10 protein-coding genes are annotated in these 14365 nt (G+C 34.5%); all 10 read right to left on the bottom strand.

The features are described from left to right. Positions 1-18 precede the first annotated feature (18 nt). The 10 genes from GQR94_RS01380 to GQR94_RS01420 all read right to left on the bottom strand — a co-directional run bounded on the left by GQR94_RS01380 (position 19) and on the right by GQR94_RS01420 (position 14337). Positions 19-1554 (bottom strand): sulfatase-like hydrolase/transferase, encoded by a 1536-nt coding sequence (locus GQR94_RS01380; RefSeq protein WP_158973654.1) that lies wholly within the window; start codon positions 1552-1554, stop codon positions 19-21. A gap of 21 nt (positions 1555-1575) precedes the next feature. After that, positions 1576-2574, bottom strand: a complete 999-nt coding sequence (locus GQR94_RS01385) for a family 43 glycosylhydrolase (protein ID WP_158973655.1) — start codon at positions 2572-2574, stop codon at positions 1576-1578. Between the two features lie 18 nt (positions 2575-2592). Then, on the bottom strand, positions 2593-4059 hold the full coding sequence (locus tag GQR94_RS01390; protein WP_158973656.1) for a GDSL-type esterase/lipase family protein: 1467 nt from the start codon (positions 4057-4059) through the stop codon (positions 2593-2595). A gap of 27 nt (positions 4060-4086) precedes the next feature. Next, positions 4087-5379: a DUF6786 family protein gene (locus GQR94_RS01395; protein WP_199271512.1), complete on the bottom strand. Its 1293-nt coding sequence runs from the start codon at positions 5377-5379 to the stop codon at positions 4087-4089. Positions 5380-5381: 2 nt separating this feature from the next. Beyond that, positions 5382-7058 carry an arylsulfatase gene (locus GQR94_RS01400; protein WP_199271513.1) on the bottom strand — a complete coding sequence of 559 codons (1677 nt, stop codon included), beginning with the start codon at positions 7056-7058 and terminating at the stop codon, positions 5382-5384. A 153-nt stretch (positions 7059-7211) separates the two neighbouring features. Continuing rightward, entirely contained in the window at positions 7212-7340 is a 129-nt protein-coding gene (locus tag GQR94_RS22885; RefSeq protein WP_370458267.1) for a fibronectin type III-like domain-contianing protein, read from the bottom strand. Positions 7341-7453: 113 nt separating this feature from the next. Next, a complete protein-coding gene (locus GQR94_RS01405) occupies positions 7454-8878 on the bottom strand; it encodes a sulfatase (RefSeq protein WP_199271514.1) in 1425 nt (474 codons plus the stop codon). Positions 8879-8960: 82 nt separating this feature from the next. Beyond that, positions 8961-9842 (bottom strand): sialate O-acetylesterase, encoded by an 882-nt coding sequence (locus GQR94_RS01410; protein ID WP_158973657.1) that lies wholly within the window; start codon positions 9840-9842, stop codon positions 8961-8963. 286 nt (positions 9843-10128) lie between these two features. Then, positions 10129-11724 (bottom strand): ThuA domain-containing protein, encoded by a 1596-nt coding sequence (locus tag GQR94_RS01415; protein ID WP_158973658.1) that lies wholly within the window; start codon positions 11722-11724, stop codon positions 10129-10131. A gap of 18 nt (positions 11725-11742) precedes the next feature. Next, the gene (locus GQR94_RS01420) at positions 11743-14337 is read right to left on the bottom strand and encodes a GH116 family glycosyl-hydrolase (protein ID WP_158973659.1); all 2595 of its coding nucleotides are present in this window, start codon (positions 14335-14337) and stop codon (positions 11743-11745) included. Positions 14338-14365: the final 28 nt, after the last annotated feature.

Genomic DNA, 14365 nt, shown 5'->3' on the forward strand with positions numbered 1-14365 from the left:
TACGTATGGTTTTACTGATTATGATTTTTCCGTGCTATTTAAACTTGTTAGCGGTGCTACTCCTTTCATGAAGTTTTTAAAAGGCTTTTTAATATCTACTGGATCATTCATTTGTTTTTGCAAAACCCTATATTCTCTGTAGAGTTTTTTCAAAACTTTTTTGTATTTACCATTATCCGCTGCTAAATCATATTTTTCAGATGGGTCATTTTTCATATCATACAACCTAACTGTATTGGCTGTTGGGTAGATAATCATTTTATAATCTTCCGTTCTATACATTCTTTGGGCACCAAAATAAGCACCATAAACAGTCGGATAATTACTGGTATTAACCTTCCCTGTTGCCAAAGGCAATAAGCTATTAAAATCTACTTGCTCCGGTTTTTTAAGTCCTGCCAACTCTAGAGTCGTTGGCATAATATCTTGCAAGTAAACAAAGGATTCTATCGTTTTTCCTTTTGGAAGATTTGGTCCAGATATAATTAGCGGTACACGCATGCTACTTTCATACATATTTTGTTTACCCATAAAACCATGATCACCTACAGAAAGCCCATGGTCTGCTGTGAAAAATATATAAGTATTATCTGCTTTTCCTGAGCCTTCTAACGCATCTAAAATACGGCCTATTTGGGCATCCATATGGCTTATTAAGGCGTAGTATTCTTGTCTGTTTACTTGTACGGAATATTTTGTTCTAGGGAAAGGCGCTAGTTTTTCGTCCCGCAATCCACGCCCCGAACCAGCATATTCATTATATGGATATTCGGGAATGAAATTATCAGGCACTTTGATTTCATCTACCGGGTACATATCAACAAATTCTTTAGGAGCTTGCCTTGGGTCGTGTGGTGCATTAAATGCTAAATACATGAAAAACGGATTGTCCCTTGATTTTGATTGTTCTAAAAAAGAAATACCATTATCTGCTAACACTTCACTCCAGTGTTTACCTCCCTGCCAAAATCCACCTAGTTTTTTATCATAGGGAGACCAAGTATCCGGCTTATTTTTTTCAAAACTACGCGTATACCTTGTATTGGTTTGTCTTGGCATACCACCTCTAACATTTTTAGTATAATCAAAAGCCTCTTTAGCTTCTATTTCTTTTATATGCCATTTGCCAGACATGTAGGTATCATAACCAGCTGCCTTTAAATATTGAGGCCAATACTTTTCAGGTTTTTTAAATGGTATCTCATACGTAGATGCAGCACTAGGGGTATTCTCACTAACATTCTTTCCTATATTACCTCTTTTAGAAAAAGAAGCTGCATTCCAAAGATTAGCTCCAGTAATAATCATTGTTCTACTCGCCACACATACCGCAGGGCAGAAAGACCCTTGGTTATAGGTTCTGGTAAAAGAAACACCGTTATCCATAAGACGATCCAGATTAGGCGTTTTCACTTCGCAATCTTCTAAAGCTCCAATGGTATTATACATTTGGTCATCTGCAAAGATGAAAAGTATATTAGGCTTTTCTTTTTGCTGTGCATTCAAAGAAAAACTTGTAATAAAACAGAGTGTAAGAAAAAATAATTTGTTCATTTTAATGCTTTTTTAATACTATTACTTTATCTCAAAACGCAATAAATACGTCAGTCCTTTGCTTGATTTCATCGCTATTCCCCAACCTGGAATCTCAGTGTCAGGATTTCCATTTTCCAAAACTGGCCGGTACAAACCTGGTGCTTTTGGAATATTTTTTAGGCTATCATTCAAAACAGAAAAATGCTCACCATCGGCAGCAAAATTTATAGTTGCATTAATCGATGCCAGAGAAGCAACACCTCCATCCTTCTGCCAAATTAAGACTTCGTGACTTTCATCTAATAAATAACCATCATACTTTGTAAATGGTCCTTCCGGGTGATTAGCATAAGCTACACTCATTTTAGTCTCAGCTGGTGATTTACCCCATTGTCGACCTTTATAATACAATGCTATTTTATTATCTCGCACCAATAAACTTGCATCATCAATTCTAAAACTATCAAAATCAGTAGAATCTTTTGAAATCTCTAACACAGGATTATTTTCTACTCTTACAAATGGACCATCTGGACTATTGGCTACAGCCAAACCTATGGCTGTAATATCTGTAGTAGAATTGCCTTCAAACTTTTTATCTTTTCTTCCAGGTGTTGGTTTTACGCCCGTATAGTACATATAATATTTTCCATTACGAACTAAAATATTTGGTGTAAAGACAGAGTGATTATCAAACTCACCTTCTGCACCTAAACCAAGTGCCATACTTTGTTCTTTCCAAGTATGCCCTTCATCGGTAGATGTTGCATGCCAAATAGTGGCCCAATACCCAGCCGTAACAGGGCTATCCATACGACTATACCAAATATGGTAAGTGTCATTTACTTTTATTATATCGCTATTATCACGCCTGTTATATGTGGAGTCTTTACCTATACCGGCAACCTCTTGATACGTAAACTTTACAGCATTTTCTTTAATAGCTATTTCCTTACTAAAACTCTTTTCTTTTTTAGTATTATTACAAGATGCTATCAAGCAAACTACTATGGTTATAATTCCTAATTTTAATTTCATTTTATACATTGATTTGATTTATTTGATTTCTTGAGCTATTTTTTTTGCTAAAATTTCATAGCCTTTATTATTCAGGTGAACGCCATCAACTGTGCAATTATAGGCTTTTTTCATTAGTTTGTTTACATCTAAAAGTTGAACGTTTTCTTCTTCTGAAATTACTTTAATGATAGGAATTACCCATTCATTTAAGTGTTTGATACGTTGTTTTATTTCTGGATCTCTACTTTTTGCATGTTCATAAATTGGTAACGGAGTTAATACATATACCTCTGCATTTTCATTCTTATGTTTATAGGATTTTATCAATTTTACATATTGACTTTTAAACTCTTCTTGAGGTGTGCCAATAAATTCCGTTTTTCTGTTTTCATCTAAACACCACTTCACATTTGCATCGTTTGTACCAAACATAATTAAAACGATATCTGGCGTAAATTTTAATGAATTTTTGTATTGCTCCTTTTTAAAATATGGATGATTTGTTCCATCAATTAATGTTGCTCCTCCTTTTCCAAAATTTTTCACTTGATATTCGTTACCTAATTTTTCTTGCAAAAATGAAGGATATTTGGCTTCATTATTACTATCTCCAACACAGGATATATGTTTGATATTTTCAGCTAGCGTTGGTTTTCCTTTTAAGTAGCACAATTTCTCTAAAAAGACATCTGTTTTATATGTGGTTAAATTGAAGTATTTATTACCAGCGCCTTTTCTGAAAAAATCGCCATTAAAAAAACCATGACCAACATTATCAACTGCAACTAATTCACATTCATTTCCTGCTTCTTTCATTAAGCTGGTAAAACGTTCTGCATTTTCAAAAGGTACTGTTTTATCCTTTGTTCCATGAAAAATCAACATAGGAGGCAAATCTTTTTTAACCTGATGCGTTGGAGAAATTTCTGTTTCTCGACCCACCACTTTTTTATGACCATAGCCCTTCTCTGTAGTGTCTAAAACTGGATTATATGCAACTACAGCATTGGGCACAGAACTAATAGATGAATTTTCGCTAACGTTTTCTAATCCTTCTATTAAAGCCGTAGTTATAGCAATATGTCCTCCAGCAGAACCTCCACTAGCAACAATTTTGTTAGGATTTACATTTAATTCTTTAGCATGCTCACGAATCCAACGAATGGCTGATTTTGCATCTTCTACACAATCAAAAGGAGAAGTGTTATGTGTGTTTTTAATTCTATATTCTGCAGATATTGCTAAAATTCCTCTTGATGCAAAATATTCACTTTGTTGATAAAACTGTTCTGGGGTACCAGATGCCCATCCTCCACCAAAGAAAAACACAATTGCAGCAGTTGGTTTTTTTGATAATTGAGGTTTAAAAATATGCAGATATAAACTATCTCCATTTATCTCTTTATATAAAACTTTACTATTAGAAGTAATATTTTGAGCTCCAATATTAATAACCGCGCAAAATAGAATTAATAAGGTAGCTATTATTTTTATTGATTTCATGTTATAACTATTGATTTAATACTATTGTTATTTCACCATAAAAACATTCATAATTTCAACAATAGAAACCCCTAACACTTTCTCTGAAACCTTAGTTAAATCAACTGGATTTCCTTCAAAATGATACGTAGTTTGAATATGTGTTTGTTGTTCACCTGCTTTTAAATAAAGTGCCGGAGAAGATGTTTCTAACTCGTAAAAAGGACCTAATGGCTTTTTTCCTGGTTCTGGAACTCCATCATTATATGAGTTTACAACATCACCTGCATAAGGTTTTTCTTGAATTTCCCATTTAGAATTTACATAATCGGTAATTCCTTTTGGTTTATTATATTTTACAATGGTTAGTGTTTTACTAACTCCATCATATGAACCTAAAACATTTTTTGCGCGTTTTGGAGACAACCCAATTTTACTTCTAAAATTACCATCGCCTTTAAAATAAATAGCATTTTCTTTTACAATTAATCGTTCAGCAGGTACTTTTCCAAAATAATCATCATTAACAATTACACCAAATTCTGCTTCATTTCCTTTTTTATATGGAATTACAATAGTCATTTCTGGTGATGGATTAAACATCCCTAAAAGCCAGATTGATAATAAGCCCTTTTCTTTTTCCCAATCTTCTTTTCCTGAATTTGTTAAAGAATTGGTTGTTTTATAGGCTACCGTATTAATTTCATTTGGTAACTCAATTCCTAAATCTTCATTCACTTCTTGTTTTGATAAAACTTTCACTTCTCTTTCAATATCAAAATCAAATTTAAATCCTGAATAATTAACTAAAGAAGCTGTTTTGGTAAAAGTAACCGAACTCGAAGTTTTTGTTTTGATATCAAAATGTTCTAAATCTATTAGTTTTGGCGTGTACCAATCTTCTAAAGTAAATTCACTTCCTTTTTTAAAAAAAATAGAATATTGTCCGCCTTCTGGTCCTAACCAAAAACGCTCTTCACCACCAAAAACATTAATATGTTCTTGTATTTCTTTAGTTTTAAATAATTCTTTATTAATCCAACCATAACTTCTACCGTTTAAACCAGAAGAGCTACTTGTCATAACACGACCTTGTAATTTCGCAGACACAGCTACTTTTGCTTTATTGTTATTTGATAACTCAATAATATCAATATAATCTTTCATAAAAGAGACATCATCTGCATAGGTTATTATGTTTTCATTTTTATTATTTTCTTGTAATTCTGTTGAAAGATTATCTTTTTCAGTTTCTGGTTTGCTTTTACATGATACAGCCAATAAAATAGAAAGTACAATGAATCCAACTCTTTGAGTTCTGAATACTAGTTTTTGTTTCATAATTAATCTTTAGATTTATATCTATTCAAAGCAATTTCCATTTCTTTTACAATGTTTGGATATTGATTATATAAATTAGTGGTTTGGTATTTATCTTCTTCTAAATTATAAAGTTGTCCTATTGGAGCATCTTCTTTTATTTTTCCATTTTCAATATCGCTATTCACACCTCCTAAAAAGGCTACTCCAGGAGCGCCACCCCAAGCATGATGATGTGGTTTATATCCTCCAAATCCGCCACTACCTTTTGCTGGTATGTACATCCACTTTCCTTTTCTTAAAGATAAATGTGTCGATTTGTGAGCAGCTAAAATCAATTCATTTCTAACAGGTGTTTCAGGATTACCCAATAAAGCAGGCAAGATATTTTTACTATCAGAATTCTTTAAACTATTTAAATCTTGCTTCAAGATTTTTGTAAAAGTAGCTAGCATATCTACATTACAAATTAATTGATTAGACACCGTTCCAGCTTGTATTTTTCCGGGCCATTTGGCAATAAACGGTACACGATGACCACCTTCCCAAACACCAAACTTAAAACCTAATAAATCGCCATTGATTTTGTGTCCAGCTTTTACTGCATTACGACCACCTAAATTCAGCATAGCTCCATTATCACTAGTAAAAATCACTAAGGTATTTTCGGCAACTCCTTGTTTTTCTAAAGTTGATAATACTTGTCCTACCATCCAATCCAATTCTTGAACAAAATCACCATAAAGTTCCGCGTCACTTTTTCCTTGAAAATTTTTTCCTGGTGTAAAGGGATGATGAATATGTGTAGTTGCCAAATACAAAAAGAAAGGGTTTTGGTTTTCGGTAATTGTTTTTTCTGTTATCCAGTCTACAGCTTTTCCTGCCAACACAGTTCCCACGGTATAATCGTTATAGAGTTTATGAGCTTCTGCAGCTCCTTTAAACATGTTAGGCGTTCTTTGAGATGCTTCTGGCGGAATAGGAGTAATTGGAGTAACTTCTTCGTCTTTCCCTCTGCCTACATAAACCAAGGGGTCGTTTGGATCACCTCCCACCACACGGTCATTTTCTACATATACATAAGGTGGAGCGCTATTTACAACAGGCACCCCATAGTAATAATCAAAACCTAGATCATTAGGCCCTGGACTTAAAGGTTCTTGCCATTTATTTTCTCCTTTTCCAAAACCTAAATGCCACTTTCCTAAAGCTGCAGTAGTATAACCGTCATTTTTAAACACATCCGCAATGGTTAATTGCTCAGGGTTTATTAATAATTCTGAAGTAACTGGTGCAGGTCCCCAAATTCCTTTTCCATTCTCCCCTCTTATTGGGTATTGACCTGTTAACAAAGCATAACGAGACGGTGTACATACTGCCGAGGCCGAATGTGCATCGGTAAATATTTTTCCTTCGCTTGCTAGTTTGTCTATATTTGGAGTGAGGAGTTTTGACGCCCCATAACAACTCAAATCACCATAACCAAGATCATCTGCCATAATTACAATCACATTTGGTTTTTTAGATGATTTCTGAGCTAAAACGTTTATTCCTTCGTTTTCCGCAGCACGTCCTACATCTTCTATTTTCATGTTTTCTGAATGAATATTTACTGATTTATCTGCTTCTTTTATTTTGTTTGACTTCCAAGATAAAAATGCGAATACTAATGTATACATTGCTATTTTATTTAATTTCATTTTTATTTGGTTTTTAATTTATTATACATCTATTGAAAATTTTACTGAAAAATTTTCAGATTTAAAATTGCGGAGTTATTAATGTTAAAAAAAACATGTAAAAGTATAAAAACACTTATTCTTACATAATTAGACAAGTAATTTTGAATACAATCAGGGTCTAAAATGTATCCAAACACAATTAAACTCTTTCAATTCTCTGACAAAACGAACCACACTAGATTCTTTATCATTTGTATACAGCTGGACTATTTCTTCTCCAGCAACTTTTCCTTTATTCATTATGGAAACGTTAATTAATACAAAGGCTTTAGTTTTATTTATTCTTCAACTTGTTATATATTTTGATACGTTTGTCTTTTACTTTGTGTATAATTTTATGCATTATTTTAGTATTAGTATTTTTCTTGAATATTTTTGAAAGGAGGTAAACGCTGATTACTTCCAACAAAATTAACATCTCCGAGAGTTAACCTAGCTCTGTCTGCTGCCTTTAATAATTCTTCTACTATTTTAGGATGATTTTCAGAAATATCTGTTAACTCACCCATATCATTATCCAAATTAAATAGCAATAGACGATTCAATACTTCTAAACCTTTACATGAAATATTTTTAAGATTCTTTCCTTTAAAAGGTTTTTCGTCCTTGCTTTTAGACCAAAACGGTTGATCTGCTGAGGTTCTTGGCAAATGCAGCTTCCACTTTCCTTTTCTAACTGCTTGCAAATTGATGCCATTATAATAGTATATATATTCGTGTGGTGATAACCCTCTTCCTGTTTTTAAGATAGAGGTGATATCTTTTCCATCAATCACTCTATCTTTTGGAAGTTCTGTTCCCGTTAAAGCTGCTAATGTTGGCAATAAATCCATGGAAGATATAAAGGTATCGTTGACTCCGGTTACGAATTCACCTTTCCATTTGATGATAGCTGGAATTCGGAAACCACCTTCCATAGTCGTGTACTTCCCACCATTTAAAGGTCCTGCAGAACCTCCAAAATGACAAATAGCAGGACCATTATCTGACAAGAAAATTACAATGGTATTTTCATCCATATTATTTTCAGAAAGTACTTTGGTTAACTGTCCTACATGGTAATCCAATTCCTGTACATAATCGCCGTAAAGACTTCCTTTTGAACTTCCTATAAATTCCTTGCTTGGCTTAATTGGAGAATGCACCGAATGATAAGCTAGGTACAGAAAAAAAGGATTCTCTTTATTTTCTTCTATATATTCAATGGCTTTTTGAGTATAATCGCCAATTAATGTTTCAAAAGCTACATTTTCTTTTACAACTTTGCGGTCACTGTAAACATCGTTTAAATCAGGATGACTGCTATGCCAATTGGATTTCAGCCCATAAAAATGTTGAAAACCGTGGTCGATAGGTTGTGCTCCATCGTTAAAACCTAAATGCCACTTACCAATGGCCAACGTAGCATAATCTTCTTTTAAAAGTAAATCAGCAATAGTAATTTCATCTGGGTGCAAACCATAATCTTTATGTTTTTCAATTTTACCTTGAGCTACAGGAAACCCATTTCGCATGGGATAGCGACCAGTAAGAAGTGCTGCTCTAGATGGACTACAAACGGATGATGCTACCTGAAAATCGGTAAATCTTAATCCTTCACTTGCTAAGCTGTCAATATTAGGCGTTTTAACATCTTGAGCTCCATAACAGCTTAAATCACCATAGCCCAAATCATCAGCAAAAAGAATAATGATATTTGGTTTTTTTGTTTGTGCTGAAAGTATAAGAGGCAGACAAGACAAAAGGATAACAGGAATAATACAGCCAACTTTTTTCAATACTTTGATTTTAAAATTTTAGTTAGAAAGTGGTTTTGGTTTTTTTGTATATGCAGATAATTAAATTTCATCTTAATTTTTATTATTTTAAATTATTTAAATGATAAACAGCCTCAGCAAATCTTTCCCCTAAGTCAATATATGCTTTGCTATCATAATGCCAAGGATCCGAATAATTATAATTTTTGGTACTCCTGACGATAATAGCATTATCATCTAACTTCACATATTTTTCCTGAGCATATTGCACCAATTCACAATAATCCCAAACTTTTCCATCTTCATCATTACCCGAATCTGATATTTTCCCAATTACAACGGGTAAGTAATTATCACGAAAAGTAGCTCTGAATAAATCCATCAACCTTTTAAGGTTAAAATAATATCGGGAAGCAACTTCCTCATCATTTCCATCACTTTCTCCTTGCATCCAAATAATGCCTGACGGAATAAGATAATCATCTCTTCCATCATCATTAATATCTTCTTCATTAAACGCGCTTTTTACTGTCTTTAAAAACAAGTCGTAATTTTTCACACCTTGTTTCCCTTTATAATCAGGCTCCCAATAGCCAGACTTACGATTTGCCATACTATCAATAGCCGTACCACCTCTAGCATATTTTATAAGTGCAATTTTTTCATTTGGATATAACTCCTGCAACTTTTTAGCGAATGATAATTCTACCCCAAATTTTTTAATTCCCGCTCCATGCCCAGGTTTTAAATTTTCCCAGGTTCCCAACTCTCCACTTTTTGAGCTTCTCTCCGTGAGATTTCCATTAAAAATCCACACATCTGAAAAGGTTTTCTTTAAAGAAGAAGGCAAATCTATGTTATTCCCTCTTCCAACCATATTGGATTGTCCTCCCAAAAAAAACACTCTTATAGAATCCTTTCCTTCAGATTGCCCGAAACCAATACATGAAAGACTCAATAACGCATATACTAAAACTGTTTTCATTTTATTTATTTTATTTTTAATGGAATCAATTCATTCGGTGTCAAATACAGTTCATTACCAAGTGGCCTAGCATTTTTACCTCGTGCACCATAATCTCCGATATCCTGCGTTATCTGAGCGCATGCTCCTAGCAGAAAGAAAGGAAGAGTGGTTAGTGCTAATATTGCTTTGTTTAAAGTCATAATTTACTTCATTTATTAAGATGCTTCTTATTTAAATTTTGTTGAACCGTATTGATTTTAATTGCAAACTATGGTCATATTACTTTTCATTTTCTAATTTTCGTTCATTCTTGTATGTTATAGGTGGTTTTCAAATATTCAATTGTCGCAGCTAATTCATCTTTGTTCAAAGGCTTTTCATAAATCAGACATCGAGCAATCTCGCCATCAAAAGATTCTGCACCGGGATGATTCGTCGCATCTCTTTCTTGACCAATGGCCATTTTGGAAGGATTGGCTTTGGGATTTACTATGAATGGTTTTTCTGCTATCGAAGAGGTAGAGTTAACAAAAAGCTGCAGATTCACAGTATCTTGGCCTTCTCCCATTCTACCCATTACAAGATAATACCTAGATTTTTCTAGGGCTTCATCTGCAATGACGTGTGGGCTATTCTTATTCCACAATCCTTTCTCTAATCCGTTTCTAGCGCTAATCCAGACTTTATTTTCATCACTCATTCCACCCCAAAATCCCTCATATTGACCCTTTTTATCCATATTGGTATTCCGAAGATTACCAAAAAAAGAATTTACTCCTGGCTTCCCCTTAACTTGTTCGTATACAGCCATGATGGAAAACCATGTATAGCCACTACCTTGTGTTAGATGATCGAATGCATCTTCTTGGTGATTGAGTAATTCTTGTCGATGAAACACAATTGTGTTATGGCCATTTAATTCAGGAACATTTAGTAAGAGTCTTGGTCTTCCAGAACCCGATATTTTTCTACCTATGTCTTGCTTTATAAAGCTTTTGATGTTGGTACCTTCGACTTGATTTTTCCATTCACCAATTTTACTTCCATCTTCCAGCGTAACTCCATGATCGGCATTGAGATCGACCAATAAACCATCAGCAACAGGAAGAGAATTTGCAATCTTTGATATAGCCGCCCACTCAATTCCTCCCTTAACTAGCTTCTTAAAATTTTCATCTTCATAAGTGGCTACTGTATGTCCTAACGATGTGAAAAAGGAACGCCCGCCATCTACATACTGATACCAAGTAAATGGATGGTCTCCGCCCATTTTTTTCTCTCCTTCGTACGAATCTTCGTCCAGCGAAATGAGCACATTTACACCCGCTCTTGGATTGCTTGAAAACCTATGCCATTCATCTGTCATCCTCCATTCGTTTTTTAAATGTTGGGTACTTATATGTGTATTATCTTCAATGATAAGTCTTGCAGGTTGTACTTTAGGGTGATCAACCAACCGTGTGCCGATCAGTTCTTCATACCATTTTTGAAATTCACCTCCTTCATGCCAAAGTGCTCCTGCGCAGTGGATACCCACAAAACCTCCTCCATTACGGATAAAATGTTGCAAGGCCTGTTGCTGTTCATTGGAAAATAGTCTTCCTCTATTTCCACAAGTGTTATTAAATAAAATGACATCGAAAGAGAACAAGTTTTTTAGTGTGAACAAAGAAGTATCGTTTGTGGAGACCACTTCCCATCCATTTTCTTGTCCCAAGGTTTCTATTAAATTTATACCCGCTTGTTTTGACTTATGCACGTGGCCATTGTCTCCGTGGAAGTTGAGGACTCTAGGGCGTTCGACTTGCCCGTCTGCGCTCAGAGGCTCTTGAGCAAAAGCAATTGTGCCACAGCTAATGAAAGTAATAAACACTAATTTCTTTAAAATAAATGAATTCATATTTGTAATTTTAATCTACTATTTTGAATTCTTTTTAACCCTGAATAGTACCGTTTCATTATCGGTAAATGCCTTTTCTCCCTTAAATGCGATAGAACCAAACCCCTTAAGAGTAAATGATTTCAGGTTTAAAGAACCACTCAAAACTGTAAGCGCAACTTTTTTTATTTCCCCTTCTTTCGTAATCTTAACGTTTCCATATTGATAACCATTAGACCAAAAATAAGCCCCTTCATTATCATTAAATTTCATTGATTCATCTACTGCAGAATAATTAAACCCTGTAGTTGCCAATATACTTCCCCAAGCCATCATTGCTCTAGCATAGTGGTTTCCAAATTCCGCTTCATTAAACGGATTTCTCTTTTTACCATCATATCTATCTCTAACATCTTGCATCGTTTTAAGCCCAATAGTATCTTGGTTTTCATACAACATCCCTACAGCAGCCGTGTACTCAAAACCGGTCATCACTTCTGTAAAATAAGGGAAAGGTTTCTCTGGACGTTCTCCAGGATATGCTGCCATTAACAACGCAGACTCATCACCTAAAGCATAAGAGCGCATAAAATTAGGGTGTTTAGAAAGGTTCTCTCTGTAATTATATTTAATGATGGCTTTGTTGGTTTTCTTAATATTTTCCTCGTTTGCCAAATACCCTAAATCTAAAATATGTGCCATAACTTGACCTACTAGTTGATCTATTAAAACACCTTCTCCTAATTGATAGTCTGGACTTGTTAAATCTTTAGCTCCAATACCCAACCTCAATCCTGGTGCTACATTTTCTTGTAGCATTGGCGGTTGAATGTCTTGTTGGTAATATTCCCCATTAAATAAATTTTTATCCATCCATTTAGAACCACTCTCGTACAAATTTTCACAAGTTTTTGCAAAAGATTTCTCTCCTACATATTTAGCCATTTTTTCTGAAGCTTTTAAAGCTCCCAAATACCAAAACCCCATTTGTGGATTAGGCCCAAAATATTCTACATCCATGGTATTGTGTTGAGAACCTTCCATGACACCATCTTTATTAGCATCCCAACCACCTTTGATCCAGCAAAATTCCAATGCTTTTTTAACCATTGGCCAATGTTTCTTTAAAAAAGCATCATCACCAGAAAGTTGCCACTCACGATAAAATTTCATGATACTTCCCATTTGTCCATCTGCAGCAGCTTTACCATGTTTTTGTGCATGCTCTAGTGGTAAATAGAATCTAAAACTCATTAGTCCATTAGTGTCAGTTCCATATCCAAATTCAACATCTCTCATGGTTTGAGCCAATTCACCAAATAAAAATGGCGTTACTTGTTCATAATTCCAAACATGAGTACAAGAGCCAAAACCAGCTCCTCTGTTATGAAAATTACCTTCCCAACCTAACAAATGACCTGTTTCTGTTCTAAAAGCTAGTTGAGTTCTTAAATGTGCTAAATTAAAAAGTGCTGCTTCTTTTGTAATTTGAGGAATATCACTTTCTATAAAAGTTTTTACAAACGTTTTTGTGTCATCTTCTAAAGCATTTAATTTTGGTACTGTTTTTAATGCAACATCCCAAGCATCAGTATATTTAGTGGCATAATAATTACCAACAATACCATCTATTTTTTTATGAAACCCTGGTTGTGGCCAAGTGGGGCGGTTAGAAAAGTGCCAAGTAATCAAAAATTTCATTTCCTTTTCTTCTCCTGCTTCTAATACTATTTTGGTTGCCAATGTACCTGTTGGCGCATCTGTTTCTAGATTTTCTCTATCTTCTAACAATCCATCAGCACTAAAGTCATCCCAAAAATCTAGTGTGGCATCCCCAAATTTAGCTGGCAACCAATTGGTTCTAAAGGTTGTTTCCCCATCAATCAATGATACAAGGCTCATCGTTCCCCATTGTGCACTTTTATTATCCACACCATTAGAAGTATAATAAATGCCTTTGATATCGTTTTCTTCTCGAAACGTATTTAAGTTCTTATCCGGTTTTCCGTTATAACCATCGGTTCCTATAATATTCTGGATGGTTCCTGCTATGGCTATTTCTAAAGCAGCATTGGATGTGTTTTTAACCCGATAACTTAAAACGGCCATTGGAATACTACTATCGTCTACTTTTCCTGGTATTAATGGATTAAAAGCACCAACGGTTACTTCTATTGGCAATTCATCATCCGTTAATTCAACTTGACCAAATGGGTAAGCTGTTTTAAAAATAGCATTCTTAAAACGAGGAAGTCCATGATTGGAAGCAATAGCTCCAAAATCACCCTCGTATTCTAAATCTGATACAGGTCCTTCTAGCAAGACCACTTGCCCTTTTTTATCTTTTTCTTTAATATAAGCTGAGAAAAAGGGAGCTCTCTTTACAGGGCCCTTTATTAAACTAGGATTAAAACCTTTCATAGGCCTGTTCATAATTTCCCAGTCCTGTAAACCTCCTCTTCCATTTAATGCTACCGTACCCGTACCAATACCACCGACAGGCATGGCAATACGTTTTAGGTACTCCCCCTCGTAAGTCTTTAAAACCGGCCATTCATTTTGTTGGGCAAAACTTTTAAAACCAACAAATAATACAAACACTATCGTTATCCAACCAATACTTCTCTTTTTCATGCTAAACTTTTTTTCCTATTTTTATTCA

Source organism: Cellulophaga sp. L1A9 (assembly GCF_009797025.1).
GTDB lineage: Bacteria > Bacteroidota > Bacteroidia > Flavobacteriales > Flavobacteriaceae > Cellulophaga.